This is a genomic window from Pseudomonas sp. NFACC46-3, assembly GCF_900114515.1.
Taxonomy (GTDB): Bacteria; Pseudomonadota; Gammaproteobacteria; order Pseudomonadales; family Pseudomonadaceae; genus Aquipseudomonas; species Aquipseudomonas fluorescens_Q.
In genome coordinates, this window is record NZ_FOTH01000005.1 from 139,251 (window position 1) to 164,754 (window position 25,504).

The window sequence follows — 25,504 nt, forward strand, 5'->3', positions numbered from 1 at the left end:
CTCAGCCCTCCTTGTTTGGCGGCCAGCCATTGGTATTGATTTTCGAGCTCCATTTGAGGAACTCGGCGATGTCGTCGACCTCCTGCTCGCTCAGGTTGAACTGCGGCATGGCCCGACGCCCCGGAACGTTCAGCGGCTGCATTTTCATCCAGGCCTGCAGGAACGGCTTGAAGGCTTCATCGCCACCGCGACGGTTGACCACGTTGCCCAGCTCCGGCGCAAAGTACGCGCCCTCGCCCAGCAGGGTATGGCAGCCGATGCAGTTATTGCGCTCCCAGACGCCCTTGCCGCGTATCACCGATTCCGTCAATTGCGCCTGGTTGCTGCGTTCTGGAAAGGTCTGTTCCGTGTGGTAGGTCAGGGCCAGGAATATCAGGAAAAAGAAGATGCTTCCCCCGAAATAAATATTCCTGGCCATGCCTTTGGTGAAAGTATCTGACATGGTCACTTCCTCATTGCTTGGCGTGTTCATTCTAGGAAGCGAGGGGTCGGAAACCGCTTGATGGCGATCAAGAATCTCCGATGGTTTTGGTGGGTTGTTCCTGCAGCACCGATCCCGTGGCGAGGGAGCTTGCTCCCGCTGGGTCGCGAAGCGGCCCCAAAACCTGCCGGCACGGTGTGTCAGGTAAAGTGAGGTTGTTAGGAATAGGGCTGCTGCGCAGCCCAGCGGGAGCAAGCTCCCTCGCCACGGGTTATGTGCCTGACAGAAGTGTCGAGGCGATCAGCACCGCCAACAGCACCGCCCAGCTCAATATCAACCCGCGCCACAGGCGCGGTGCATGGCGCAGTTCCATGAAGCCGTCGGCGATCAGCCAGGCCTTGGTCACCGCGACCACCAAGATGGCGATGGACACCAGCCCGGCAGCCGCGATCTGGCCCAGGGCAACGGTACCGGTGCTCAGCACGGCCAGCGTCATCCAGCAAGCAATCAAGACACGGGAAGCCGACATGAGCACCTCCGCTCAATCAAGGATGTAGACCACCGGGAACAACAGCACCCAGACCAGATCGACCATGTGCCAATACAGCACGCCGGATTCCAGCCCACTGTTGCGCTGCGCCCCATAGCGACGGCGCCGGCAGCCCTCGGCCAGCCAGCCAAGGATCACCATGCCCAGCAGCACATGGAGGAAATGAAACCCCGTGAGGATCCAGTACAAAGTGAAGAAGGTGTCGTGCTCCATCCCCAGGCCGTTCACCAACAGATGGGCGTACTCCGTGAGCTTGATCCCCACATAGCCCGAAGCAAGCAGCAACGCCACCCACAGCAACAACGCCCCCCGACGTGGCCGGTCCTGCCTGACCTGCTCCTGGGCCAGGGCGGCGAACAACCCGGCCGTCAGCAGGCTGAGGGTCATCGCCAGGCCCGTGGAGCGGTCCAGCAATTGCCGGCCTTCGCTGAAAGTCTGTGGGTACAACGCCTGGGCGCCGGTGAACGTCAGGATCAACAACGCGAACACCGACAACTCGGCGAGGATGAAAAACCACATCGCCAGGTCCCCGGGCAAACGTCGGGGCACGGCAACGGTTTCAGCCAAAGTGGACATCGACCACATCCATCAACGCTGCAACGGTCTGCGGGTCGTCACTCAATGGCTCGGCCAGGCACGCCAGGCAGGCCTGGCGTGGGTCCATGCCGGAGCCGATCATGCGCGCGGCGAAAATCAGCAGGCGCGTCGAGGCAACTTCCTCCAGGTCATGCTGATCGAGCCGGCGCAGCGCCTGCCCCAATCGCACCACCTGAGCCGCCAGGGCCAGATCGACGCCCGCCTCGCGGGCAACGATACGCTCTTCATCGGCCACCGCCGGATAGCCAAAGCGCATCGCCACGAAACGCTGGCGAGTGCTGGGCTTCATGCCCTTGAGCAGGTTCTGGTAACCGGGGTTGTACGACACCACCAGCATGAAGGACGGCGGCGCCTGCAGCACTTCGCCGGTGCGTTCCAGGTACAGCTGCCGACGATCATCGGCCAGCGGGTGCAACACCACGGCCGTGTCCTGGCGCGCTTCGACCACCTCATCCAGATAACAGATACCGCCCTCGCGCACCGCCCGGGTCAAGGGCCCGTCCTGCCACCAGGTGCCCTGGGCGCCGATCAGATGACGGCCCACCAGGTCGGCCGCGCTCAAGTCATCGTGGCAGGCCACGGTGTACAGCGGCAGTTTCAGGCGGTGGGCCATGTGCTGGACGAAACGGGTCTTGCCGCAGCCGGTCGGGCCTTTGATCAGCACCGGCATGCCGTGATGCCAGGCCTGCTCGAACATCGCCTGCTCGTTGTCCTGGGGTTGATAAAAGGGTTCGTCGGGGTGCTGCAAAGTGTGGATAGCGTTCATGGCAAGACCTGATCAGACAACACGATTGCAGGCCACGCTACGGTGCCCTGCGACAACCTGGCAAGGGCTGCGGCCGGCAAACTTGATCGCCGTCAAGCGGCTAACCACCGGCCTGGGCATAGCCTTGCACCGCACCAAGAACCTGCGCGCCGAACGTCAATTACAGCGCAGCGCGGGTCACGCCTGAGGAGAAATGGAATGCTGATCAGCCACAAAAAATCGTGGGCCCTGCGGGTCACGGCGCTGTGTACAGCGCTGGCCGCCCCCCACGCCTTCGCCGACCAACCCGCCGCGCCGGAGCAACCCCGCGTGGTCAAGACCGAAGGCGCGCCCGACCTGAGCCAGGCCGACTTCGACACGGCCAAGGAAATCTACTTCCAGCGCTGCGCCGGTTGCCACGGTGTGCTTCGCAAAGGCGCCACCGGCAAGCCGCTGACACCCGACATCACCCAATCGCGCGGCCAAGCCTACCTGGAGGCGCTGATCACCTACGGTTCGGCCGCCGGCATGCCGAACTGGGGCACCTCCAATGCCCTGACCAAAGACCAGATCACGGTGATGGCCAAGTTCATCCAGCACACCCCGCCGACGCCACCGGAATGGGGCATGGCGGAAACCCGCAAGACCTGGAAAGTGTTGGTCAAGCCCGAAGACCGGCCGACCAAACAGATCAGTACGCTCAACCTGCAGAACCTGTTCTCGGTGACCCTGCGCGACGACGGCAAGATTGCCCTGATCGACGGCGACAGCAAGAAGATCGTCAAGCTGATCGACACCGGTTATGCGGTGCACATCTCGCGCATCTCGGCGTCGGGTCGCTACCTGTTGGTGATCGGCCGGGATGCCAAGATCGACATGATCGACCTGTGGCCGAAAGAGCCGACCAAGGTCGCGGAAATCAAGGTGGGCATCGAGGCCCGCTCGGTGGAAACTTCCAAGTTCAAGGGCTACGAAGACAAGTACACCATCGCCGGCTCGTACTGGCCGCCGCAGTTCACCATCATGGACGGCGAGACCCTGGAGCCCAAGCAGATCGTCTCGACCCGCGGCATGACCGTCGACACCCAGCAGTACCATCCCGAGCCTCGGGTCGCGGCCATCATCGCCTCCCACGAGTGGCCGGAGTTCATCGTCAACGTCAAGGAAACCGGCAAGGTGATGCTGGTCAATTACCAGGACATCAAGAACCTCACCATCACCAGCATCGACGCCGCACCGTTCCTGCATGACGGCGGTTGGGACAGCAGCCATCGCTACTTCATGACGGCCGCCAACAACTCCAACAAGGTCGCGGTGATCGACTCCAAGGAACGCAAGCTCACCGCCCTGGTGGACGTTGGCAAGACCCCGCACCCGGGCCGCGGCGCCAACTTCAACCACCCCCTCTACGGACCGGTCTGGGCCACCAGCCACTTGGGCGATGCCGGCGTTTCGCTGATCGGCACCGACCCGGTCAATCACCCGCAATACGCCTGGAAACAGGTCGGTTCGCTCCAGGGCCAGGGTGGCGGTTCGCTGTTCATCAAGACTCACCCCGCGTCTCGTCATCTGTATGTCGACACCACCCTCAGCCCCGACGCCAAGCTCAGCCAGTCGGTAGCGGTGTTCAACATCGACAAGCTCGACGCCGGCTACACCGTGCTGCCGATTGCCGAGTACGCCGGTATCAAGAAAGGCGCGCTGCGTGTGGTGCAACCGGAATACAACAAGGCCGGCGACGAGGTCTGGTTCTCGGTCTGGAGTGGTCAGGAAGACGAGTCGGCCCTGGTGGTGATCGACGACAAGACCCTCAAGGTCAAGAACGTGATCAAGGACAAACGCCTGATCACCCCGACGGGGAAATTCAACGTCTACAACACCCAACACGACATCTATTGAGCCCCATCAATAAGAGGAAAAACCATGAAGCCTATTCTGATTGCCCTGGCCTTGACTGCCGCCTACAGCCTGCCGGCATTGGCGCAAGACGGCCCGACGCTGTTCAAGAGCAAGCCCTGCGCGGCCTGCCACTCCATTGACACCAAGGTGGTGGGCCCGGCGCTCAAGGACGTCGCGGCGAAAAACGCCGGCGTCGCCGGAGCACAGGATCTGCTCGCCAAGCACATCAAGGAAGGTACGCAAGGCAACTGGGGACCGATGCCAATGCCGGCCAACCCCGTGACGGAAGAGGAAGCCAAGATCCTGGCGGCGTGGGTCCTGACCCTTAAATAAACCCGGCAGGGAGACCTGTCTGACACAAACCCTGTGGCGAGGGAGCAAGCTCCCTCGCCACAGGACCGCGCACGATTTTGATTCAGGAGGACGTCATGGAACGACACAGTGCTACAACCCTGGCGACTGCCCTGCTCTTGGTTCTTTCGTCCTGCGTGCTGGCCGCTCCCGACAGCCAGCGCCAGGCCCAACTGCAACACCTGCTGGACCAGGATTGTGGCGCCTGCCACGGCCTGTACATGACCGGCGGCCTCGGCCCACCCCTCACCCACGAAGCCCTGGCCGGAAAATCCCGCGACAGCCTCATCGCCACCGTCACCCTCGGACGGCCCGGCAGCGCCATGCCCGGTTGGGCACCGTTGCTTGCACCCGACGACATCCGCTGGCTGGTGGACCGGCTCCTTCAAGGAAAACCCGCCTCATGATCCGTTCTATCCTCTCCTCCTCCGCCATCGCCCTGCTGCTCTGCGGTTGCGCCCAGACACCGCTTCGCGGCACCGGCGATTTGGGCGTGGTGGTGGAGCGCGCCACCGGCAGCCTGCAAATCATTGAAAGCGGCACCCGCACCGCCCTGGGCCGCGTCGGGGGCTTGGGCGACTTGTCCCACGCCTCGGTGGTGTTCTCCCGCGACCAACGCTACGCCTACGTGTTCGGTCGCGATGGAGGTCTGAGCAAAGTCGACCTGCTGAGTGCGCGCATCGAGCGGCGCATCATCCAGGGCGGCAACAGCATCGGCGGTGCAATCAGCCAGGACGGCAGGCTGATCGCCGTCTCCAACTACGAGCCCGGCGGCGTCAAGGTATTCGATGCCCAGACCCTGGAACAGGTCGCCGACATCCCGGCCACGCCATTGCCCGGCGGACAAAAGCGCTCACGGGTGGTCGGCTTGGTGGACGCGCCGGGGCAACGCTTCGTGTTCAGCCTGTTCGACACGGGTGAGATCTGGACCGCCGACTTCAGCCAAGGCCTCACCCCGCGCATCGAACGTTTCACCGCTATCGGCCAGCAACCCTACGATGCCCTGATCACCCCGGACGGGCGTTATTACATGGCCGGGCTGTTCGGTGAAGACGGCATGGCCCAACTCGATCTCTGGCACCCGGAGCTTGGGGTGAAACGGGTACTGGGGCATTACGGTCGCGGCCAGGAGCGGCTCCCGGTGTACAAGATGCCGCATCTGGAAGGCTGGGCCATGGCCGACCAGCAAGCTTTCGTGCCTGCGGTCGGGCATCACCAGGTGTTGGTGATGAACGCCCAGGATTGGCAACAGACCGACGCCATCGCCGTGGCCGGTCAACCAGTGTTCGTCACGGCGCGTCCGGACGGTCGGCAGCTGTGGGTCAACTTCGCCTACCCGGACAACGACCGCGTCCAGGTCATCGACACCCAGACCCACGCCATCGTCGCGGATCTGCGGCCAGGCCCGGCGGTGCTGCACATGGAGTTCACCGCGCGGGGTGACCAGTTGTGGTTGTCTGCCCGGGACGGTGGCGAGGTCCAGGTCTGGAACCCGTATCGGCTCGAGCGTCTGAGCAGCCTGCCGGCCCTCAGCCCCAGCGGCATTTTCTTCAGCAGCCGCGCGCACAAGCCGGGGTACTGACCATGACCTCCAGCTCACTGGCCCGACGCCTGATCGATCAATTCCAGCATGGCCTGCCGTTGTGCGCCGAGCCCTATCGGGCCATGGCCCAGACCTTGGGCTGCAGCGAAGCCCAGGTCATCGACTGCCTGCAACACCTGCAAGTGGCCGGGACCTTGTCGCGGGTCGGCCCGGTGTTCGAACACACCCGGGCCGGGGCCAGCACCCTGGCCGCTCTGGCCGTACCCGAAGAGCGCTTGCACCAGGTGGCGGCACGCATCAGCCAATACCCGGAAGTCAATCACAACTATGCCCGCGAACATCGCTACAACCTCTGGTTCGTGCTGACCGGCCCCAACCGCGCCCACCTGGAAAACATCCTCCAGGAACTGGAGAACGACACCGGTCTCACGCCACTGGACCTGCCCATGCTGACCGCCTATCGCATCGACCTGGGCTTTGCCCTGGAGGCCACCCCATGAAAAACGCCCTGAACGAACAACAGTCACTGGCACTGCGCCGTTTGCTGGAAACCGGCCTGCCCCTGACATCGCGCCCCTTCCAGGCCCTGGCCGAGCAGATCGAGGCCAGCGAGCAACAGGTGCTCGAACAGGTGCAGCACTGGCATGAACAGGGGCTGTTCCGCCGTGTCGGCCTGGTGGTCAACCATCGCGCCTTGGGGTTTGCCGCCAACGCCATGCTAGTGCTGGACGTGCCGGACGCCTTGGTCGATGAAGTCGGGCGTCGCCTCGGGCAAGCGCCCGGCATCAGCCTTTGCTACCAACGCCCCAGGCGCCTGCCCCAGTGGCAGTACAACCTGTTCTGCATGATCCATGGTCGCCAGCGCGACCGTGTCGAGGCCCAGATCCAGGCGCTGCTTGAAGAACATCGGCTGGACGACTTGCCCCACCAGTTGCTGTTCAGCACGCACCTGTTCAAGCAATGCGGCGCACGTTACGCCGCCCCGGTCGGAGCCCATATCGATGGATGACCTGGACCGCCGCCTGATCAATCGCCTGCAACTGGGCCTGCCTTTGGTGCGCCACCCTTGGCAGGCCCTGGCCCAAGAGCTGGACAGCAGCAGTAGCGAATTGCTCGATCGCCTGCATGAGTTGCTCAACGACGGTGTACTCACCCGCTTCGGCCCGATGTTCGATATCGATCGCCTGGGCGGTGCGTTCACCCTGGCGGCGCTGGCGGTGCCCGAGCCGCGTTTCGAGGCCATCGCCGAGCTGCTCGCGGACATGCCCGAGGTCGCCCACAACTACCGCCGCGAGCACACCTGGAACATGTGGTTCGTGCTCGCCTGCCCCAGCGAACAGGCGATCAACGACACCCTGCTGCACATCGAACACCTGACCGGCCTGGTGCCGCTGAACCTGCCCAAAGAGGAGACCTACCATGTCGGCCTGTATTTCCCCGTCTGAGTCTTTGTGGCAAGCGCCGCCACGGCTGGATGAAACACCCTTGGCGCTGCGCCTGGTGGAACTGACCCAGGCCGGCCTGCCCTTGCTCGAAGACCCTTGGGCCTGGCTGGCCGAGCAACTGGAACTGAGCGTGGAATCCACCCTCGACCTGCTCAAGCGCCTGCAGGCCGACGGTGCGATCCGCCGCATTGCCGCCGTGCCCAATCACTATCGCCTGGGCTATCGCCACAACGGCATGACGGTCTGGGACGTGGCCGATGCCGACATCTCGCGTCTCGGCGCCCTGCTGGGGGCGCAGCCCTTCGTCAGCCACTGCTACCGGCGCCCGCGCCAGCCCGGCTGGCGCTACAACCTGTTCGCCATGGTCCATGGCCGCAGCCGCGAAGAAATCGACAGCTACCGCGAACACCTGCGCTACCTGCTGGGGGACGCCTGCGCCGCCGACGACATGCTGGTGAGCAGCCGCATCCTGAAAAAAACCGGCCTGCGCCTGTCACCCGCCTCGCGCTGAACCCGCACGCCGACTGAAGGAGCGCCTTATGTTGAGGATCAGCCATTACCTGCGAGCCCTGGCCGGGCATTGCCCCGCTCCACGCGTCGCGCCACCGGGCAGCAGTCGCCCGCCGGTGGTGATCTGGAACCTGCTCAGGCGCTGCAACCTGACCTGCAAGCACTGTTATGCAACGTCGGCCGATAGCGTGTTTCGCGATGAACTGGACACCCCGGCGGCGCTCCAGGTCATTGACGACCTGCACGAGGCCGGCGTGCGGGTGTTGATCCTCTCCGGCGGCGAGCCGCTGTTGCGCGAGGACCTGTTCCAGCTCAGCACTTATGCCCGCGACAAAGGTTTTTTCCTCGCCTTGTCCACCAACGGCACGCTGATCGACGCTTCCAATATCGAACAGATTGCCGCGGCGAACTTTGATTACGTGGGCATCAGCATCGACGGACTGGAAGCGACCCACGATGAATTCCGTCAGCTCAAGGGCAGTTTCGCCAGCTCCATGGCGGCCATCCGGCTTTGCCGCGAGCAAGGCATCCGGGTCGGGTTGCGCACCACCCTCACCCAGCAAAACCATGCCCAGTTGCCGCGCTTGCTGGATTTGATGAATGAGTACGACGTACAGAAATTCTACCTGTCGCACCTCAACTACAGCGGCCGGGGCAAGCGCAGTCGCAAGCTCGATGCCCAGCAACAGATGAGCCGCGAGGCCATGACCTTGATCTTCGAACGGGCCTGGCGCGACATCGAACAAGGCCGCGACAGTGACTTCGTCAGCGGCAACAACGACGCCGACGCAATCCTGCTGCTGCAATGGGTCGCCCGGCGTCTGCCCCAACACTACGCCGCACTCGAGCAGATGCTGCGAGCCTGGGGCGGCAACGCGTCGGGTAGCGGCATCGCCAACATCGACAATACCGGCGAGGTTCATCCCGACACGTACTGGTGGCAGCACTCGGTGGGCAATGTCCGCCAGACACCATTCAAGACGCTCTGGCTCAATCGCCCCGATGCCCTGCTGCTGAAGCTACGCGAACACCCACGGGCCGTTGGCGGTCGCTGCGGACAATGCCGCTGGCTGGCGATCTGCAACGGCAATACCCGCACCCGGGCCTGGGCCGACGGTGACCTATGGGGCCAAGACCCTGGCTGCCACCTCAGCGACGAAGAAATCGGCTTGCATGCGATCCCCAGCGTTGCGATGCCCTGCGCCTGATCAACCGACGGCGAACCCGATACCGAACCAAGGAAGTCCCATGCCTGCCTCCATCGTTTTGCCCGCTGCCCTGCAATCGTCCTTCAGACCGGGTGAAGTCGCCCTGGTCGGCGCCGGCCCCGGTGACCCGGGCCTGCTGACATTGCGCGCCTGGAGCCTGTTGATGCAGGCCGACGCGGTGGTCTACGACCGCTTGATCAGCTCGCAATTGCTCGGCCTGATCCCCCTGACCTGCGCCCGCCACTACGTCGGCAAGGCCGCCGGTTGCCACAGCCTGCCCCAGCCACAGATCAACGAACTGCTGGCCGACCTGGCCGACCAGGGACAGCGGGTGGTGCGCCTCAAGGGCGGTGATCCGTTCATCTTCGGTCGCGGCGCCGAGGAACTGGAGTATCTGCTGGCCCGCGGTATCGATTGCCAAGTCGTGCCTGGCATCACCGCCGCGGCCGGTTGCAGCACCTATGCCGGCATTCCCCTGACCCATCGCGACCTGGTCAATTCCTGTCGCTTCATCACCGGTCATTTGCAACGCGAAGGTGACTTGAACCTGCCCTGGCAAAGCCTGGCGGATGACAGCCAGACCCTGGTGTTCTACATGGGTCTGTCAAACCTCGGCACCATCGCCGCACAACTGATCGCGGCGGGCCTGGCGGCTGATACGCCGGCGGCCTTGATCAGCAACGGCACACGCCCCGACCAGCAGGTCTTGCGCGGCACCCTCCAGCAATTGCCGGAGATGGCGCTGGCATGCGCCGAAGGCCTGCCGACCTTGACGGTGATCGGCAAGGTGGTCGGTTTGTTTGCCCATCAGGTATTGGAGCATCCGGCCCGCCTGCACCCGGCCCTACCGCTCCAGCCAACTATCGCGAGGGTGGCCTCATGAGGATCGGCTGGCTTGCCCCATTACTGTGGATCGGTGCCGTCCACGGCGCCACGGCGCCTGACCCGGACCTGGCGTTGGCCGAACAGAACTACCAGCAACACTGCCAGCAGTGCCACGGGGTCAATCGCATCGGCGGCGCCGGGCCGGCGCTGTTGCCTCAGAGCCTGAGTCGGATCAAGCCCGACGAAATCCGCCAGGTGATCGAGCATGGACGCCCGGCCAGCCAGATGGCGGCATTCGGCGCGGTGCTGGAGCCCGCGCAGATCGATGGCCTGACCCACTATCTCCAACGTCCACCGGCCGTCGAACCGACCTGGAGCGAGGACGATACTCGCCGCAGCCATCGCCTGCTGGCGGATGTCGCGACCTTGCCCGACAAACCCCAGCACCACGCCGATCCGCTGAACCTGTTCGTGGTGGTGGAAGCTGGCGATCATCACGTCGATATCGTCGACGGGGATCGTTTCGAGGTCCTGGCGCGCTTCGCCTCACATTTCGCGGTGCATGGCGGACCGAAGTTTTCGCCGGACGGACGCTTCGTCTATTTCGCCTCCCGGGACGGCTGGATCAGCCTGTATGACCTGCACAACCTCACGCTCATCGCCGAGGTGCGAGCCGGGCTCAATACCCGCAACCTGGCGGTGAGCAAGGACGGGCGCTGGGTGCTGGTGGGCAACACCCTGCCCGGCAACCTGGTGGTGCTGGATGCCCGCGACCTGTCACTGGTCAAGACCGTTGCAACGGTGGGGCTGGACGGCCAGGCGTCGCGGGTCAGCGCGGTCTATACCGCGCCGCCGCGCAACAGCTTCATCGTCGCCTTGAAAGATGTGAAAGAGGTCTGGGAACTGTCCACCGGCCCGAATCCGGACTTTGTGCCCAGGCGTATCGAAGCCGAGGATTACCTCGATGATTTTTCCTTCTCGCCCGATTACCGGCAATTGCTCGCCACCTCGCGCAAGGCCCAGGGCGGCCAGGTGATCGACCTCGACACGGGGCGGATTGTCACCGATATCGCGCTGCCGGGCATGCCGCACCTGGGCTCGGGGACCTATTGGAAACGCGATGGACACTGGGTGTTCGCCACGCCCAACATCAGCAAGGGGCTGATCTCGGTGATCGACTTCGACACCTGGAAAGTCATCAAGCAGATCCCCACCCTGGGGCCGGGTTTCTTCCTGCGCAGCCATGCCAATTCCCGCTACGCCTGGACCGACGTGTTCTTCGGCCCGGACAACGATGCCATCCACCTGATCGACAAACAGACCCTGGAAATCGCCCACACCCTACGGCCCATGCCCGGCAAAACCGCCGCCCACGTCGAGTTCACTCGCGACGGCCGCTACCTGCTGCTGAGCATTTGGGATACCGATGGCGCGCTGATTGTCTACGACAGCAACACCCTCGAGGAAATCAAGCGCCTGCCCATGAACAAGCCGTCGGGCAAGTACAACGTCGGCAACAAGATCGAGTTCGCCGAGGGGACGTCACACTGAAAAAAGGGGGCTGATGCGCAGCCCCCAGGAGCAAACTTCCCCGCCACAAAAGACTGCGACGGTGTCCAGTTGGAATGCCTATTGTGGCGAGGGGATTTATCCCCGTTGGGCTGCGCAGCAGCCCTCAGACAGGGCAACCCGGTGTATCAGCCTGATCAAATGAGAAGCTTATAGGGGCTGCTGCGCAGCCCAACGGGGATAAATCCCCTCGCCACAGGAGCTTGCTCCCGCTGGGCTGCGCAGCAGCCCCAAAAGCCGACCTGGCACGCCTCAGTTGAAGGGAGTCACCCTTACCAGGTGAGCACCGCCCCCACCGCGAAGGTATCGGTGTCTTCGTTCTGGGCGCTGGTGTCGTGGCCGTTGATTTCGAACTGGTTGTACTCGGCCACGAGCTTGAGGTTGTCGTTGATGTCGTGGAACAGCGCGATGCCATGGGTTTCGTAATCGGCGCCACTGCCCACCACACCGTTGCCGTCGTCATCGGTCTTGCCGTAGGACAACGCCAGGCGGTTCTTGCCCAGCTTGTAGGAGCCCTGCAACAGGTAGCCCTTGCTGTCGACATTGCGCAGGGTGGCTTCACCGGCGTTGTTGGTGAAGAACGGGTTGATGCCCTTGGCCTGGAACCCCGAGCCGGTCAGCGACAACCCGCCCATCTTGGCCTGCACGCCATACCCCAGGCCCTTGGAAGTGACCGATTCGACGGTGGAGTCGGTGTTGTCCGAGGTCTGGTAGCTGCCGTTGAGCCAGCTGTAGATCTTCGCCCCGCCCAGATCGAACTGATAGGTGATCTCGCTCTCGGTGCGCGGGTTTTCCTGATAGGCCTTGCCCGTGGCGCTGTTGTCGTTGGTGTCCACCGGGTCCATGATCCCCACCGCCACGCGCAGGCCCTCCATCACCGGCGTGCGGTAGGTGATCTGCGAGGTCGGGAACGGATACGGGTAACCGCTGCCGATGTTGCCGAACGACACGCCACCGCCGTCCACCAGGCCCAGGGTGTCACTGACCTGGCCGTAACCGGCGAGCAACTCGTCCAGCAGGATGTTGGAGCGGGCAAACAGGCCGAAGTCCTTGCCGATCAGCACCTCACCCCACTCCGGGTTCGCCACGGTGCCGTAGAACTGGCGCACGTCGATGGCGGTGTCGGTGCCATTGGTTTCACTGTCGTTGATGGTCACCCAGAACGAGGCCCTGGCACCGAGCTTGAGGTCATCGACCTGCTTGCCCATGTTGAAGCCCAGGTAGTTGGGCAAGAACCCCATCTTGACCCGCGCCTGCCGACGGTCGTACTGCTCACCCGCGCGGTCGACGTCACTGTTGACGTAAAAGGCGTTGATGTAGCCGTCGGTGGAAAAGGTGGTCTGGTCCTTGTCGTACAGCATGATTTCGGCGTTGGCCCAAGGCATCAGGCCCAGGCTCGAAACACCTACGATGACCGCAGGCAAAAAACGTTGGCGGGTATTTTTATTGTTGTGCATGGCGCGCTCCGCAACAGGGGACGGGATGTCGGAGGCGATTATCGAAAGGCGCCAGGGCGCGTCATACGCTGCCTTGGAGGCAATTGGCGGATGCTTTGGAAGCGCCGGCCCGGCGCGGCAGTTTGGGTGTAAGACTGCCTTGCCGACGGGCGCGGTACTTTCGGTGTGGGCCGCTGGGTGGGCTGGGAGGATCAACTCATTGGTCAGTCATAGCGAGTTGTTTGGTTTGGGGCTGCTGCGCAGCCCAGCGGGAGCAAGCTCCCTCGCCACTGGGGTCGCACCCACACTCAAAATTGAAGTCAAATCCAGCTTTTGTGGCGAGGGAGCTTGCTCCCGCTGGCCTGCGCAGCAGGCCCCCTCGCTGTCTCCTCAGAACCGCGGCTTGACGGTCTTCCACTCCGGCCGGTAACGCTGCATCTGCCGCACATCGTCGCGCTGGCGGATGCCGCAACTGAGGAACTGGTCATGCAGCTTGCCCAGTTGATCCCGATCCAGTTCCAAGCCCAGGCCCGGCGCCCGGGTGATCTTCACGCAGCCGTCGACAATCGGCAGCTTGCCACCCTTGATCACTTCTTCATCCGGTTCCTGCCACGGGTAATGGGTGTCGCAGGCGTAGTCCAGGTTCGGCACCGCTGCCGCCACGTGGGCCATGGCCATGAGGCTGATGCCCAGGTGCGAGTTGGAATGCATCGACACGCCCAGGCCGAAGGTGCTGCACATTTTCGCCAGGGCCTGGGTGTCGCGCAGGCCGCCCCAGTAATGGTGGTCGGCCAACACGATCTGCACGCTGTCCAGCGCCACGCTACGGCGGAACTCATCGAAATCGGTGACCACCATGTTGGTCGCCAGGGGCAGCCCCGTGCGCTTGTGCAGCTCGGCCATCCCCTCCAGCCCCGGTGTCGGGTCTTCGTAGTACTGCAGGTCATCCCCCAGCAGCTCGGCCATGCGAATCGAGGTTTCCAGGGACCAGTTACCGTTGGGATCGATGCGCAACGGATAGCCGGGAAATGCCCGTTTCAGCGCCTTGATGCAGGCGACTTCATGCTCCGGATCGAGAGCGCCGGCCTTGAGCTTGATGCTCTTGAAACCATAGTCCTGGATCATCCGCCGGGCCTGGGCAACGATCTGTTGTTCGTTGAGCGCCTCGCCCCAACTGTCGGGCGGGTACGGCGAATCGATGTGCTCGGCGTACTTGAAAAACAGATAGGCGCTGAACGGAATCTCGTCGCGGATCGCGCCGCCCAGCAGGTCCACCAACGGCACGTCCAGGTAATGGGCCTGCAAATCCAGGCAAGCCACTTCGAACGCCGAATAGGCATTGCTCACCGCCTTGCTCGCGTGGGAACCCGGCGCCAGTTCGGCACCGGCAACGCTGGCCGGTTTGTGCGCGGCGACGGTCGCCTGGACGATAGACCGCAACTGGTTGAGGTTGAACGGATCCAGGCCGATCAACTGGCTCTGCAACTGCTGCTGGATCGCCAAGGCCGGCGCATCGCCGTAGCTCTCCCCCAGACCGATGTAACCGTTGTCGCTTTCGATCTCGATGATCGAGCGCAACGCGAACGGCTCATGGATGCCGCTGGCGTTGAGCAAAGGTGGATCGCGAAAAGCGATGGGTGTGACGGTGACGCGTTTGATCTTCATACAGCGGCTCCCGATGGGCCAGGTTTCAAAGCTTGAGAGGTTTGCGACTGATCGACTTCGACAACGGCTTCGGGCCGGCCGGACAGTGAGTTCGGGGTATCGCGCTTCGGTGCGGTGCGAGCGAAAAAGATCACCACGGCGGCGACAAGCGAAGTGGCGGCCAACCCATACAGGCCCCCCTCGATGGAGCCAGTGGTCTGCTCCAGGAAACCGAAGGCCGTCGGCGCCACAAAACCGCCGAGGTTACCGATGGAGTTGATCAAGGCGATCACCGCCGCCGCGATGCGTGCATCCAGGTAGCCTTGGGGAATCGGCCAGAACAACGCCGACGCCGCCTTGAAACCGATCGCCGCAAAACAGATCGCCACGAAGGCAAAGATCGGCCCTCCCGTGGTGGACATGAACATGCCAAACGCAGCGACCACCAGCGTCACCGCGACCCAGGCCTGCTGGAATTTCCATTTGCCGGCCAGGGCGGCAAAGCCGTACATCGCGATGATGGAAATGATCCACGGAATGGAGTTGAGCAAGCCGACCTGGAAGTCTCCCAGGTTGCCCATTTTCTTGATCATGCTCGGTAGCCAGAACGTGGCACCGTAGATGGTCAGGGCGATGGAAAAGTAGATGAAACAGAACAGCGCGATCTGCCGGTCAGCCAACAATTTGAACATCGACGGCTTGATCACCTGGGCCGCCTCCCGGGCCCGTTGCTCTTCGGCGATAGCGGCGATCAATACGGTTTTCTCTTCACTGCTCAGCCATTTCGCCTGGCTCGGATGCGATTGCAGCCAGAACCAGACAAACCCGCACAGCACGATGGAGGCGAAACCTTCGATCAGGAACATCCATTGCCAACCATGCAGCCCCATCCCGCTGATGTGCAGCAAGGCGCCGGACACCGGGCCGGAAATCACCGAGGCGATGGCCGACCCACTCAGGAAGATCGCCATCGCCTTGCCGCGCTCGTTGGCAGGTAGCCATTGGGTGAAGTAGTAGATGATGCCGGGAAAGAACCCCGCCTCCGCCGCGCCGAGGATGAAGCGCAGCACATAGAAACTGGTTTCGCCGCGCACAAAAGCCATGGCCATGGCCGCCGCGCCCCAGGTGAACATGATGCGCGTCAGCCAGGCCCGCGCGCCGTAGCGTTGCAACAGCATGTTGGACGGCACTTCAAACAGGGCGTAGCCGACGAAGAACAACCCGGCGCCAAGCCCATAGGCGGCAGCGCCGATGCCCAGGTCGGTTTCCAGGTGACTGCGCACGAAACCGATGTTGACCCGGTCGATGTAGTTGACGATGAACATCACCACCACCAACGGCAATACATGACGTTTGACCTTGGCCGCCGCGAGCGCCAGGGTGCTGTCATGGGTGGAGTCCGTTACGTTATTCAAGGGGTGCCTCCCGATCATTGTTTTTGTGGGGAACGGGCCGATGATGGACGCGGGGGATTGTTCCCGTCTAATCTAACTTGGCACTTGATTGATACCTGGATTGAATCAATGTTTGAACTGGCCCAGTTGCGCTGCTTCACCACCGTGGCGACCGAACTCAACTTTCGTCGTGCCGCCGAACGCCTGAACATGACCCAGCCTCCGCTGAGCCGGCAGATCCAATTGCTGGAGCACCACTTGGGCGTCGAACTGTTCACCCGCAGCACCCGCAGCGTGGTGCTCACTGCCGCCGGCCGGGCGTTTTTCATCGAAGCGCAGAACCTGCTGGAACAGGCCCAACAAGCCGCCATCGCCGCCCGGCGCTTTGCCCAGGGTGACATCGGTTCGGTGACCATCAGCTTCGTCGGCAGCGCGGTGTACGAGTTTCTGCCCAAGGTGATTGCCGAGGCCCGGCTGAAACAGCCCCAGGTCAAAATCGTCCTGGCGGAGATGAACACCTACCAGCAGCATGAAGCCCTGCGCGCTCGGCGCATCGACCTGGGCATCGTCCGCTCGCCACTGCTGGAGACCGGCTACGCCACCGAATGCCTGGTGCGCGAACCCTTCGTACTGGCGGTGCCTGCCGGACATCCGCTGGCCAGCGCCGAGACCGTAAGCGTCCAGGATCTGGACGCCCAACCGTTCCTCATGTACTCCCACGCCGCCTACCCGCCCTTCAATGAACTGCTCACCGGCATGCTGCGCTCGGCCCGGGTCGCGCCGCAATTCGTGCAATGGCTGGGGTCGTCGCTGACGATCCTGGCACTGGTCAATGCCGGCATGGGCCTGGCGCTGGTGCCGCGTTGCGCCAGCAGCGTGGTGTTCAAGCAGGTGGTGTTTCGCGAGATCGACCTGGGCGAAGGGGTTCAAAGCGAGTTGCACCTGGTATGGCGCCAGGACAACGACAACCCGGCGTTCACCATGTTGCTGGAAGGGATTCGGGGAGCGGTTCGCGAGGGCCTGTGAATACACCACCACAGCTAAAAGCCCCCCCCTGTGGCGAGGGAGCTTGCTCCCGCTGGGCTGCGAAGCAGCCCCAAAAAAGACAACGCAATAAACCTGACACACCTCGGTGCCGATTCGTGGGGCTGCTGCGCAACCCAGCGGGAGCAAGCTCCCTCGCCACATTGTTGGCCATCCCCCCCGATGTTCTTTTGACCAGACCTGGCTGATTTCACAAATGGCCTAGCTGTCTGACTATTCCCGTTGCCTTCGACAAGTTGTACGATGACCGATGAGCGCAAGCGCTCGTATGTTCCGGATACCTACAACAACAAGGAAATCTCCATGAAAAAAGCGACATTGATCGTCAGCTTCTTGTGCCTGTTCAGCGGCTACGCAGCGGCAGCCCCTTCTTCGGCCGAGCAGGAAGTGGCCGAGGCCGTCGACCACCTGACCCAAGCCATGCTGCACAAAGACATCCCACAACTCCAGGCACTGGCCGCCGAGAACCTGACCTACGGGCACTCCAGCGGCAATATCCAGGACAAGAAAGCCTTCATCGCCGACATCGAAACGGGCAAGAGCGCGTTCAAGACCCTGGAAATGCAGAACCAGAAAATCACCTTGTCCGGTGACGTAGCGCTGGTGCGCAACCACTTCTCGGCCCAGGCGCTCAAGGGCACCGAAGTGGTTCCGACGGAAATCGAGAACTTCCAGATCTGGCAGAAGCAGAAGAATGGCAAGTGGCTGCTGATTGGCCGTCAGGCGTTTCGGTTCTGATCGCGATCTGACGGTTGGAATCTCTGTGGCGAGTGAGATCGAGTGAGCACTTCGCGCTCAAGCGGGAGCAAGCTCCCTCGCCACAGGGATGCTTTTTCAGCCCTGGCACCTTGTGTCAGGCCAAGGCCCATTGCTGCCGGTGCTGCAGCAGGAAATCCACGAAGGCGCGCACCCGTTGCGGCACGTACCGGCCATGGGGATACAGCAGTGTGAAAGGTCGTGACCGTCCCCCGAAAGGCTGCAACACCTCCACCAGCCGGCCATCCGCGAGTTCCTGTTCGACGATGAATCGATAGGTCTGGAACAACCCGGCGCCATGCTTGGCCAGCGTCACGCCGCCAAGCACATCGTCCGAACAACAATATCCCCCTTCGCCGAACACCTCCTTTTCTTTGCCCTCGACATTGAACAACCAGGAAATCCGTCGTCCGCTGCTGGGCAATTCGAACTGGATGCACTCGTGATCGTCCAGGTCTTCAAGGGTCTGCGGCGTGCCGGCCTTGCGCAGGTAGTCCGGTGAGGCGACCACCGCCAGATTCGCGTCTTCCAACAACCTGGCGATCATGGAGGAGTCCGGCTGGGCCCGCACCCGGATGGCGAGGTCATAACCTTCGGCAACGAAATCGATGTTTCGATTGCTCAGGTGCAGGTCCACAGTCACTTGCGGGTACAGCGCTCGAAAGGCCGGCAGCAACGGCAGGATGCGGTGATGGCCGTAGGTAGTGGGCAGGCTGATGCGCAGTTGCCCGGACGGCACCGATTGCGCACCCATCATTTCCTGTTGCGCCTCGACCAGTTGCGTCAACGCCTGCCGACATTGCTCGAAATAGGTCTTGCCGGCTTCGGTCAGGCGGATGCTGCGGGTGGTGCGCACGAAAAGCCTTGAACCCAGGCGCTCTTCCAGGCGAAAGATCGAGCGGCTCACTGCCGCCGGGGTAACCCCTGCCAACTGCGCCGCCGCCGTGAAGCTGCCCGCCTCCGCCGCCAGGCAGAACAGTTCTATGCTGCCCAACTGCAGGTCTTCGAAATGACGCTTCATGATTCATTACACCGCGTATCAACTGAAGTTTCCAAAGGCCTGTTTATCAGTCTGCGGCGTATAAATACAGTGGCCTTCCACCGCGCAGGGTTGTCCTGCGCTCATTTCCATCAGTTGGAGTGCAACATGCCTTTCGTCAATGTGCGAATTACCCGAGACGGCGTCACCCGTGAACAGAAAGCCCAGGTGATTTCCGAAATCACCGAAACCCTCCAGCGCGTACTGGGCAAGGACCCGCATTTGACCCACATCGTGATCGAGGAAGTCGACACGGATAACTGGGGATACGCGGGCATGACCACGACGGAGTATCGAAGTCTTCCCAAGGAATAACGCCCTGCCCCTCCCGAGCCCGGTCCAACTGACCGGGCTTTTTTCTGCCTGCGACAATCCTGTGAGCGTTACCGGCGAACCTGGGTTTGCAATCAGCCGGGAACATTGTGTGTGGCCCCGACCATTGATTACATAACGTATCAACTCAAGTACCAGAAGCCTTATTTATCAAACCCTGGCGCATCAATACCCTGGACTCAACCACCGCCAACACAGGCGCACCGGTTCAACTCAATGTGATCAGGAGTCAATCATGAGCCTCAAACAAACCGTCATCATCACCGGCGCTTCCAGCGGGATCGGCCTGGGTTTGGTCAAAGCGTTCCTGGGTCGGGGCTATAACGTGGTGGGCAATGCCCGCTCCCCGTCCGGCCTGGAGGCTGCCGCCGCCGACCTCGGCCACCCGGCCGGCTTCATCGGCGTGGCCGGCGACATCGCTGACCCGGCCACCTCAACCGCCCTCATCACCCAAGCCGTCGCGGCGTTTGGCGCCGTTGACGGGCTGGTGAACAACGCCGGCTTCTTCCTGCCAAAACCCTTCGTCGAATACAGCCCCCAGGATTTGGACGCGCTACTGGACACTAACCTCAAGGGTCTGGTCTACGCCAGCCAGGCCGCTGCCGCGCACATGATCGGGCGCCAACAAGGCTTTATCATCAACATTTCAGCCGCCGTGGCCCTGCAACCGAACATCCAGGTGCCGGCAGCACTGCCGGTGTTGATCAAGGGCGGCGTCAACCAGATGACCCGCGCCCTGGCCCTGGAGCTGTCGCCCCACAACATCAAAGTCAACGCGGTCGCCCCCGGCATCATCGACACGCCCATGCACGACCCGGCGCACCGCGCATTCCTCGACAACCTGGCCCCGGCCGGTCGGGTGGGCACCATCGAGGAAATTGCCGAGGCCGTGTTGTACCTGGCGGGCGCTGATTTCACGACTGGCGCGATACTGCCGGTGGACGGCGGGATGAGCACAGGCAAGTGGTAAAGAGGCAAGTGGTAAAAGAAAAACCCCGAAGGCAGAACCTTCGGGGTTTTCATGATGCATCGAATTCAGAGCGTGTAGGAGATGCCGGCCTGCACGGTTCGCGGTGCACCCGGGTAGGCATAGACGCCCCCGAATGCACCCTCTTCGTAGTCGGCGTCAAACAGGTTCTTCAGGTCCAGGTTGAGGCGGATCCGCTCGTTGACCTTGTAGTAACCGAGCAGGTCCACGACGGTGTAGCTGTCCATGGAAAACGGGTTGACGCCCATCTTCCCGGCCCGCTCATCGACGTACCTGGCCCCCAGTCCCAAGCCCAGCCCCTTAAGGCCTCCGTCCTGGAACTCATAGACGTTCAACAGGCTGAAGCTGTTCCTTGGTACGTTGAGCAGTCGGCTACCCTTCTCGAAGGTGTTGTCCTTGACCACTTCGGCGTCCACATAAGCGTAGCCGCCGATCACGCGCCATTCCGGCGTCAGGTTTCCCGCCACGTTCAGGTCAAAACCACGACTCCGTACTTCACCGGCGGCCACATTAAGTGTCGAGTCCTGTGGATCTGAGGTGAGCACATTGCGTTTTTCGATTTGGTACACCGCGGCATCTACGCTTACCTGACGATCCAGCGCTTCCCACTTGATGCCCATTTCATAAGATTTGCCCTCTTCAGGCTTGAATCCACCACCCTGCGCATTGCGTCCGGTGTTGGGTTTGAAAGAACGAGCCGTATTCGCGTAGACAGCCACCGTGTCGGTCAAGTCGTAGATCACTCCCAGACGCGGAGTGACGGCGTTATGGCTGGCATCCCAGTCACCATTGGCGGTAGCAAAATTCTCGTACTTATGCTCGAACCGCTCGAAACGCGCCCCAGCCAACAACTTCAAGCGCTCAGTCAGCGCCACCTGATCCTGGACAAACACGCCAAACGTCTTGAGGTTTTCCTGGTCATCGGTGGGCTTGCGCGTCAATGCCGGGCGTGGCTGGCCATACACCGGGTCGAAGATATCGATCGGGTAAGCCCCGACGACGCCGGAGGAACGCTGGATGATGGACTGGTAGTCGTAGTCTTCATACTCGATACCCGTCAGCAACGTGTGCTCGAACCCGCCAGTGGAAAAATGCCCGGTGAGGTTGAGTTGGGTGTCGCGGTCGGTCCACTCCAGCTTGCGGTAGTTGAAGTTGCGACCCAGGGTGCGCCCATCGGCGGCGATGCCGTTGCCTTCGATGGCATTGCCCTGCAAGGTGCCGTCGAGCCATTGGGTACCGCCGGCCAGGGTCCAGTCGTCGTTGAGCATGTGCTCGAAACGCACCTGCAGCATGTTGTTGTCGTTATGCAGCTTGCCGACGTCTTTTTCACTGAAGAACGTATCCCGCGACGCGGTGCCGCGCTGGCCGGCGTAATGAGTCAAGCCACGGTCCAGCGGCGCATTGTTGCGCATGAAGTCGCCTTCGAAGGTCAGGCGTGTGGTGTCGTTGACCTGCCAGGTCACCACGGGTGCAACGCCGTAACGCTCGGTCTCGACGTGGTCGCGGAACGTGTCGCCGCCCTCGCCGATCACGTTCAGGCGATAAGCCAGGCGCCCTTCTTCATCCAACGGACCGGACGCGTCCAGCGTACCGCGACGCATCCCCTGGTCGCTGACCTGGCTACCCAGGGTCACCGTGCGCTCGGCCAACGGCTGCTTGGACACCACGTTGAAGGTACCGCCGGGATCGCCCCGGCCATAGAGCATGGTGGCCGGGCCGCGCAAGACCTCCAGCCGCTCGATGGTGTTGGCGTCAGGCATGTTCGGGTAGCCACGGTTGATCGGGAAACCGTTGCGGTAGAACTCTCCGGTAGTGAAACCGCGTACGGTGAAAGTAGTCAGGCCCTGGCCGCCGAAGTTGTTACCCCGGCCGACCCCTCCAGCGTAATCGAGGGCGTCCTGCAGACGCGTGGCGCCAAGGTCTTCGACGACGTCGCGAGACACCACGGAAATGGATTGCGGGGTTTCATGGATCGCCGTGTCGGTACGGGTGGCACTGGCCGAACGGGTGGCGTGATAGCCCTTCACCGGTCCCTGTGCTGATTCATAGTCGGCGCTACCGACGATATCCGTGGCTTGCAACTCAAGGGAAGCCGGCTTGGCAGGGACTGGCTGTTCAGCCCAAGTGGAAACGGAGTAAGCCTGGAGCACACACAGTGAAACGAGTATCCGACGCATCGATGCACAATCCTAATGGAAAAAAGCCTCCACATCGGGAGGCTGACAAGAATGTGTCGCGAAAGATACAGCAACTCATTTCTGTTTGATATCTATTCCCATTAACGCCGATATTTTTTGTGACCGGTCAGTCCGTCATCGCGAGCAAGCTTTGCTCCACAGGGGATTGCTCGCGATGACGCAGAACAATCTCCCAAACCCTACTGAGCCACCGCAGTCGACTCCTGCTCCACCCGCTGGAAGAACACCTGCGCCCGATGATCCTGGGTATAGGCCACATTCAACCGCAACCAATCGCACGCCTCGCCCTGGGGCAGGAACGTCGAGCCTTGGGACAGTTGGATTTGCAGCTCCCGGGCGATCTGCTGCACCCGTTGTGCCGCCAGGTACCGAGGCCTGGCCCAGACGAACATCCCCCCCAGCGGCTCGGCAAACACCTCCCAGTGGGCTGGGTCCAGTTGGCGCAGCGTACTTGCCATCTGCTTGTTCAGGCGCTGGCGCAAGCGCTGGATCAACTTGCGATAAGCACCGTTGGCCAGCAACGTCGCCACCACGTTTTCTGCCAGCAGCGAACAACCGATGCCGGTAATCATCTTGACTTCGGCCAGGCGCTGGATGATCTCGGGATGGGCGACCACGTAACCGATGCGCAGCGAACTGGACAGCGTCTTGGAAAAACTCGCCAGGTAGATCACCCGGTCCAGGGCATCCAGGGAGGCCAGGCGTGAGGTCGGACCATTCTGGAAATCGGCGTAGATGTCGTCCTCGATGAGGCGAAAGTCATGGGCCGTTGCCAGTTGCAGCAGACGATAAGCCACGCTTGGCGCCAGGCTGGTGCCAGTGGGGTTCTGGTACATGCTGTTGATGAAGAAATACGAGGGCTTATGCTCGCCGAGAAGCTGTTCCAGGCGGACGATGTCCGGGCCTTGGGCGGTTCTCGGCACCGCCACGGTCTTGACCCCATTCAGTTTCAGCAGATTGAACAGGTTGTAGTAGCCAGGACTTTCCACCAGCACCAGGTCACCGGGCTTGAGCAGGGTTCGCACCAGCAGGTCGAGGCCCTGGCTGGCACCTTGGGTGGTAATGATTTGCGTCGGGTCGACATGAATATCGATCAGGCCCAGGCGCTTTTGAAGGTGCAGGCGCAGATGAGGCGAGCCCAGCGGGGTGCTGTAGTTGAACAACGCATGGTTGTCGCTGCGCACCACTTGGCGGATCGCCTGGCCCAGGTCGGTGTCGTCGCGCCAGGCATCGGGCAGCCAGCCACACCCCAGCTTGAGCTGCGTCGACTCATTGTCGAACAACCGCCACCGCGCGTTATCCGTTTCCGGCTCCGGCTCCACGGGCCGGACCAACTGCTGCGCGACAAAAAAACCCGCGCCATGTCGAGACTCCAGTACCCCGCTGGCAACGAGTTGGTCATAGGCCTTGATCACGCTCGACAGGCTCAAGCTGTTTTCCCGGGCCAGTTGACGAATGGACGGCATGCGCGCACCGGGGCGGATGCCATGGGCGTTGATCCAGCCCATGAGGTGCGTCACGAGCTGCCGGATCACAGGCTCGGCAACGTTGCGATCAATCTTCAGGTCCACGGCTGGCACTCTTGGCTAAGTGTTCTCGAATTTCGAGCGAACAGTTAAGCACAAATGGCCTGGGTCTGTTCCTTGTTTGCGCTGTGCCCGGCAGTGATAGTCCCCGAGACTTCATGCACACCTCTAAGGAACACCCTTGAACCCATCGCATCGACATTCCTGGGGACTGGCTTTCGGCCTTTGCCTGATCACCCTTGCGGTCAACCTGCAGGCGCCGCTGTACACCACCTACGCGCAGTTGTCCGGCTACGGGGCCGGAGCCACGGCGGTGGCGTTTTCCGGTTATGTGCTGGGCGTACTGCCGGTCCTGCTGGCGTTCGGCGGGCTGGCCGACCGGGTGGGACGCAAGCCGTTGATCCTGGTCGCCCTCGGGCTGTCGATGCTGGCGACGCTGGTGACACTGCTCTGGCCGAGCCTGGAAGCCCTGGGCGTGGCGCGCCTGATGATGGGGGTCGGCACAGGGCTGGCCTCGGCCACATCAACCGCCTATATGGCCGAGCTCATGGCAACCCGCGATCCCCGCTCGCCGGCCAACCGGGTCACCGCCAGCACCTCCCTGGGCTTTGGCCTGGGCGCGGCGTTGACCAGTCTGTTCCTGTTCGTCCATCACAGCGCCACGCCCGGCAGCTTCTGGTTGCAGTTGATGCTGGCTGCAATGGCGATCGTCGTGGTCTGGCGCTTACCGGACCCGGCGCAGAAAATCAAAGATGCACCGTTGCTGCGCCTGCCGTTGTTTCCCGCCGGCAGCCTGCCCTACAGTTTTTCCATGCTGTTGGCCTGGGCGACCTCGGGCCTGGTCATCGCCATATTGCCATCGGTGCTGGCGACCCACGACTTGCAGCGTTGGTCGGGCCTGTCGACCTTTACGGTGATCAGTTGCGGCTTGCTCTTCCAGCCCTGGGTTCGACGCATGCAGCCGGCCAGGGCCACGGGCTTGGGCCTGTTGATCCTGCCTGCGAGCTACGCGTTGCTGGCCTGGGGCGCGAGCGCCGGCTCCCTGCTCGCCGTGTTGCTGGGAGCGCTGGGCGCCAGCAGCGCTTGCTACGGTTTCCTGTACTTGGGTGGGTTGTCGGCCGTCACGGCCATGGCTGGCGCGGAAAAGGCCCGGGTCAGTGCCGGGTTTTTCCTGTTCGCCTATGTCGGGTTCAGCATCCCGGTGGTGGTGACCGGGTTGCTGGCCGATCATTTCGGCGCGGACGTGGCGTTGATCGTGTTCGGCCTGGCGTTATTGGCTGGGGTGTCTGTTACCGGATGGCGCATCGTCCGGACCGAGGCTTATGTGAGCCACCTGTCCCACGGCTGAAACAACCAACCTGTGGCGAGGGAGCTTGCTCCCGCTGGGTTGCGCAGCGACCCCAACATTCTGCGATTGCTGCGCAATCGAGCGGGAGCAAGCTCCCTCGCCACCGAGGCTGACTGAAGGATTGGGGAAGCCTTG

Annotated in this window: 27 protein-coding genes; 17 read left to right on the forward strand and 10 right to left on the reverse strand. The window is 62.4% G+C overall.

The genetic code is table 11. The features are described from left to right. Position 1: 1 nt before the first annotated feature. The 4 genes from BM300_RS08460 to BM300_RS08475 form a co-directional block, all read right to left on the reverse strand. Positions 2-442 (reverse strand): c-type cytochrome, encoded by a 441-nt coding sequence (locus BM300_RS08460; RefSeq protein WP_003202495.1) that lies wholly within the window; start codon positions 440-442, stop codon positions 2-4. A gap of 250 nt (positions 443-692) precedes the next feature. Next, positions 693-950, reverse strand: a complete 258-nt coding sequence (locus BM300_RS08465; protein ID WP_063320838.1) for a cytochrome C oxidase subunit IV family protein — start codon at positions 948-950, stop codon at positions 693-695. Positions 951-962: 12 nt separating this feature from the next. After that, the gene (locus BM300_RS08470) at positions 963-1,547 is read right to left on the reverse strand and encodes a cytochrome c oxidase subunit 3 family protein (RefSeq protein ID WP_092462512.1); all 585 of its coding nucleotides are present in this window, start codon (positions 1,545-1,547) and stop codon (positions 963-965) included. Next, the gene (locus BM300_RS08475) at positions 1,531-2,265 is read right to left on the reverse strand and encodes a CbbQ/NirQ/NorQ/GpvN family protein (protein ID WP_371856181.1); all 735 of its coding nucleotides are present in this window, start codon (positions 2,263-2,265) and stop codon (positions 1,531-1,533) included. Before BM300_RS08475 ends, BM300_RS08470 begins: the two co-directional genes overlap by 17 nt. Positions 2,266-2,332: 67 nt before the next feature. Here BM300_RS08475 and BM300_RS30080 point away from each other — a divergent pair, with 67 nt between their 5' ends. The 12 genes from BM300_RS30080 (at position 2,333) to BM300_RS08530 (ending at position 11,645) form a co-directional block, all read left to right on the forward strand. Then, positions 2,333-2,521: a hypothetical protein gene (locus BM300_RS30080; RefSeq protein ID WP_139197715.1), complete on the forward strand. Its 189-nt coding sequence runs from the start codon at positions 2,333-2,335 to the stop codon at positions 2,519-2,521. Positions 2,522-2,532: 11 nt separating this feature from the next. After that, positions 2,533-4,212 carry a cytochrome D1 domain-containing protein gene (locus BM300_RS08480; protein ID WP_092462514.1) on the forward strand — a complete coding sequence of 560 codons (1,680 nt, stop codon included), beginning with the start codon at positions 2,533-2,535 and terminating at the stop codon, positions 4,210-4,212. A gap of 24 nt (positions 4,213-4,236) precedes the next feature. After that, entirely contained in the window at positions 4,237-4,545 is a 309-nt protein-coding gene (locus BM300_RS08485; RefSeq protein WP_063320835.1) for a c-type cytochrome, read from the forward strand. Positions 4,546-4,640: 95 nt separating this feature from the next. Beyond that, positions 4,641-4,970 carry a c-type cytochrome gene (locus tag BM300_RS08490; protein WP_092145782.1) on the forward strand — a complete coding sequence of 110 codons (330 nt, stop codon included), beginning with the start codon at positions 4,641-4,643 and terminating at the stop codon, positions 4,968-4,970. Next, positions 4,967-6,145, forward strand: a complete 1,179-nt coding sequence (locus BM300_RS08495) for a cytochrome D1 domain-containing protein (protein WP_092462516.1) — start codon at positions 4,967-4,969, stop codon at positions 6,143-6,145. Before BM300_RS08490 ends, BM300_RS08495 begins: the two co-directional genes overlap by 4 nt. 2 nt (positions 6,146-6,147) lie before the next feature. Beyond that, a complete protein-coding gene (locus tag BM300_RS08500; protein WP_063320832.1) occupies positions 6,148-6,606 on the forward strand; it encodes an Lrp/AsnC family transcriptional regulator in 459 nt (152 codons plus the stop codon). Beyond that, entirely contained in the window at positions 6,603-7,115 is a 513-nt protein-coding gene (locus BM300_RS08505) for a siroheme decarboxylase subunit beta (RefSeq protein ID WP_092462518.1), read from the forward strand. Before BM300_RS08500 ends, BM300_RS08505 begins: the two co-directional genes overlap by 4 nt. Continuing rightward, a complete protein-coding gene (locus BM300_RS08510) occupies positions 7,108-7,551 on the forward strand; it encodes an Lrp/AsnC family transcriptional regulator (protein WP_092145786.1) in 444 nt (147 codons plus the stop codon). Before BM300_RS08505 ends, BM300_RS08510 begins: the two co-directional genes overlap by 8 nt. Then, positions 7,526-8,062: a siroheme decarboxylase subunit beta gene (locus tag BM300_RS08515; RefSeq protein ID WP_092462519.1), complete on the forward strand. Its 537-nt coding sequence runs from the start codon at positions 7,526-7,528 to the stop codon at positions 8,060-8,062. The genes BM300_RS08510 and BM300_RS08515 overlap by 26 nt, the downstream gene beginning before the upstream one ends. A gap of 28 nt (positions 8,063-8,090) precedes the next feature. Then, positions 8,091-9,269 carry a heme d1 biosynthesis radical SAM protein NirJ gene (gene nirJ / locus BM300_RS08520; RefSeq protein WP_092462522.1) on the forward strand — a complete coding sequence of 393 codons (1,179 nt, stop codon included), beginning with the start codon at positions 8,091-8,093 and terminating at the stop codon, positions 9,267-9,269. A gap of 40 nt (positions 9,270-9,309) precedes the next feature. Next, a complete protein-coding gene (gene cobA / locus BM300_RS08525; RefSeq protein WP_092462524.1) occupies positions 9,310-10,152 on the forward strand; it encodes a uroporphyrinogen-III C-methyltransferase in 843 nt (280 codons plus the stop codon). After that, positions 10,149-11,645 (forward strand): nitrite reductase, encoded by a 1,497-nt coding sequence (locus BM300_RS08530; protein ID WP_092462526.1) that lies wholly within the window; start codon positions 10,149-10,151, stop codon positions 11,643-11,645. The genes cobA and BM300_RS08530 overlap by 4 nt, the downstream gene beginning before the upstream one ends. 290 nt (positions 11,646-11,935) lie before the next feature. Here the strand turns inward: BM300_RS08530 and BM300_RS08535 are convergent, their stop codons facing one another. The 3 genes from BM300_RS08535 to BM300_RS08545 all read right to left on the reverse strand — a co-directional run bounded on the left by BM300_RS08535 (position 11,936) and on the right by BM300_RS08545 (position 16,158). Then, positions 11,936-13,120, reverse strand: a complete 1,185-nt coding sequence (locus tag BM300_RS08535; protein ID WP_092462528.1) for a porin — start codon at positions 13,118-13,120, stop codon at positions 11,936-11,938. A 369-nt stretch (positions 13,121-13,489) separates the two neighbouring features. Next, positions 13,490-14,764: a glucarate dehydratase family protein gene (locus BM300_RS08540; protein ID WP_092145800.1), complete on the reverse strand. Its 1,275-nt coding sequence runs from the start codon at positions 14,762-14,764 to the stop codon at positions 13,490-13,492. Then, complete coding sequence (locus BM300_RS08545) at positions 14,761-16,158, reverse strand: MFS transporter (protein WP_256575808.1); 1,398 nt, start codon at positions 16,156-16,158, stop codon at positions 14,761-14,763. The genes BM300_RS08540 and BM300_RS08545 overlap by 4 nt, the downstream gene beginning before the upstream one ends. 108 nt (positions 16,159-16,266) lie before the next feature. On the opposite strand from BM300_RS08545, the gene BM300_RS08550 reads away from it, so the two are divergent. Both BM300_RS08550 and BM300_RS08555 read left to right on the forward strand, forming a co-directional pair. Beyond that, entirely contained in the window at positions 16,267-17,163 is an 897-nt protein-coding gene (locus tag BM300_RS08550) for a LysR family transcriptional regulator (protein ID WP_092462530.1), read from the forward strand. 321 nt (positions 17,164-17,484) lie between these two features. Then, positions 17,485-17,919 carry a nuclear transport factor 2 family protein gene (locus tag BM300_RS08555; RefSeq protein WP_063325053.1) on the forward strand — a complete coding sequence of 145 codons (435 nt, stop codon included), beginning with the start codon at positions 17,485-17,487 and terminating at the stop codon, positions 17,917-17,919. Positions 17,920-18,034: 115 nt separating this feature from the next. On the opposite strand, the gene BM300_RS08560 is transcribed toward BM300_RS08555, so the two are convergent. Continuing rightward, positions 18,035-18,958, reverse strand: a complete 924-nt coding sequence (locus BM300_RS08560; protein WP_092225226.1) for a LysR family transcriptional regulator — start codon at positions 18,956-18,958, stop codon at positions 18,035-18,037. Positions 18,959-19,084: 126 nt separating this feature from the next. Here BM300_RS08560 and BM300_RS08565 point away from each other — a divergent pair, with 126 nt between their 5' ends. Then, a complete protein-coding gene (locus BM300_RS08565; protein ID WP_025213530.1) occupies positions 19,085-19,291 on the forward strand; it encodes a tautomerase family protein in 207 nt (68 codons plus the stop codon). A gap of 253 nt (positions 19,292-19,544) precedes the next feature. Continuing rightward, positions 19,545-20,279: an SDR family NAD(P)-dependent oxidoreductase gene (locus BM300_RS08570; protein ID WP_092145806.1), complete on the forward strand. Its 735-nt coding sequence runs from the start codon at positions 19,545-19,547 to the stop codon at positions 20,277-20,279. 65 nt (positions 20,280-20,344) lie between these two features. Here the strand turns inward: BM300_RS08570 and BM300_RS08575 are convergent, their stop codons facing one another. Further along, positions 20,345-22,474, reverse strand: coding sequence for a TonB-dependent siderophore receptor (locus BM300_RS08575; protein WP_092462532.1), 2,130 nt, complete (start codon positions 22,472-22,474; stop codon positions 20,345-20,347). Between the two features lie 200 nt (positions 22,475-22,674). Then, on the reverse strand, positions 22,675-24,066 hold the full coding sequence (locus BM300_RS08580) for an aminotransferase-like domain-containing protein (protein WP_072347299.1): 1,392 nt from the start codon (positions 24,064-24,066) through the stop codon (positions 22,675-22,677). Positions 24,067-24,202: 136 nt separating this feature from the next. On the opposite strand from BM300_RS08580, the gene BM300_RS08585 reads away from it, so the two are divergent. Beyond that, on the forward strand, positions 24,203-25,369 hold the full coding sequence (locus tag BM300_RS08585) for an MFS transporter (protein ID WP_092225220.1): 1,167 nt from the start codon (positions 24,203-24,205) through the stop codon (positions 25,367-25,369). The last annotated feature ends 135 nt before the right edge of the window (positions 25,370-25,504 follow it).

What these genes read in the sequence shown, in the direction of transcription:
- BM300_RS08460 (WP_003202495.1), bottom strand. Translation starts at nt 442, where the DNA reads ATGTCAGATACTTTCACCAAAGGCATGGCCAGGAATATTTATTTCGGG.
- BM300_RS08465 (WP_063320838.1), bottom strand. Translation starts at nt 950, where the DNA reads ATGTCGGCTTCCCGTGTCTTGATTGCTTGCTGGATGACGCTGGCCGTG.
- BM300_RS08470 (WP_092462512.1), bottom strand. Translation starts at nt 1,547, where the DNA reads ATGTCCACTTTGGCTGAAACCGTTGCCGTGCCCCGACGTTTGCCCGGG.
- BM300_RS08475 (WP_371856181.1), bottom strand. Translation starts at nt 2,265, where the DNA reads ATGTTCGAGCAGGCCTGGCATCACGGCATGCCGGTGCTGATCAAAGGC.
- BM300_RS30080 (WP_139197715.1), top strand. Translation starts at nt 2,333, where the DNA reads ATGGCAAGACCTGATCAGACAACACGATTGCAGGCCACGCTACGGTGC.
- BM300_RS08480 (WP_092462514.1), top strand. Translation starts at nt 2,533, where the DNA reads ATGCTGATCAGCCACAAAAAATCGTGGGCCCTGCGGGTCACGGCGCTG.
- BM300_RS08485 (WP_063320835.1), top strand. Translation starts at nt 4,237, where the DNA reads ATGAAGCCTATTCTGATTGCCCTGGCCTTGACTGCCGCCTACAGCCTG.
- BM300_RS08490 (WP_092145782.1), top strand. Translation starts at nt 4,641, where the DNA reads ATGGAACGACACAGTGCTACAACCCTGGCGACTGCCCTGCTCTTGGTT.
- BM300_RS08495 (WP_092462516.1), top strand. Translation starts at nt 4,967, where the DNA reads ATGATCCGTTCTATCCTCTCCTCCTCCGCCATCGCCCTGCTGCTCTGC.
- BM300_RS08500 (WP_063320832.1), top strand. Translation starts at nt 6,148, where the DNA reads ATGACCTCCAGCTCACTGGCCCGACGCCTGATCGATCAATTCCAGCAT.
- BM300_RS08505 (WP_092462518.1), top strand. Translation starts at nt 6,603, where the DNA reads ATGAAAAACGCCCTGAACGAACAACAGTCACTGGCACTGCGCCGTTTG.
- BM300_RS08510 (WP_092145786.1), top strand. Translation starts at nt 7,108, where the DNA reads ATGGATGACCTGGACCGCCGCCTGATCAATCGCCTGCAACTGGGCCTG.
- BM300_RS08515 (WP_092462519.1), top strand. Translation starts at nt 7,526, where the DNA reads ATGTCGGCCTGTATTTCCCCGTCTGAGTCTTTGTGGCAAGCGCCGCCA.
- nirJ (WP_092462522.1), top strand. Translation starts at nt 8,091, where the DNA reads ATGTTGAGGATCAGCCATTACCTGCGAGCCCTGGCCGGGCATTGCCCC.
- cobA (WP_092462524.1), top strand. Translation starts at nt 9,310, where the DNA reads ATGCCTGCCTCCATCGTTTTGCCCGCTGCCCTGCAATCGTCCTTCAGA.
- BM300_RS08530 (WP_092462526.1), top strand. Translation starts at nt 10,149, where the DNA reads ATGAGGATCGGCTGGCTTGCCCCATTACTGTGGATCGGTGCCGTCCAC.
- BM300_RS08535 (WP_092462528.1), bottom strand. Translation starts at nt 13,120, where the DNA reads ATGCACAACAATAAAAATACCCGCCAACGTTTTTTGCCTGCGGTCATC.
- BM300_RS08540 (WP_092145800.1), bottom strand. Translation starts at nt 14,764, where the DNA reads ATGAAGATCAAACGCGTCACCGTCACACCCATCGCTTTTCGCGATCCA.
- BM300_RS08550 (WP_092462530.1), top strand. Translation starts at nt 16,267, where the DNA reads ATGTTTGAACTGGCCCAGTTGCGCTGCTTCACCACCGTGGCGACCGAA.
- BM300_RS08555 (WP_063325053.1), top strand. Translation starts at nt 17,485, where the DNA reads ATGAAAAAAGCGACATTGATCGTCAGCTTCTTGTGCCTGTTCAGCGGC.
- BM300_RS08560 (WP_092225226.1), bottom strand. Translation starts at nt 18,958, where the DNA reads ATGAAGCGTCATTTCGAAGACCTGCAGTTGGGCAGCATAGAACTGTTC.
- BM300_RS08565 (WP_025213530.1), top strand. Translation starts at nt 19,085, where the DNA reads ATGCCTTTCGTCAATGTGCGAATTACCCGAGACGGCGTCACCCGTGAA.
- BM300_RS08570 (WP_092145806.1), top strand. Translation starts at nt 19,545, where the DNA reads ATGAGCCTCAAACAAACCGTCATCATCACCGGCGCTTCCAGCGGGATC.
- BM300_RS08575 (WP_092462532.1), bottom strand. Translation starts at nt 22,474, where the DNA reads ATGCGTCGGATACTCGTTTCACTGTGTGTGCTCCAGGCTTACTCCGTT.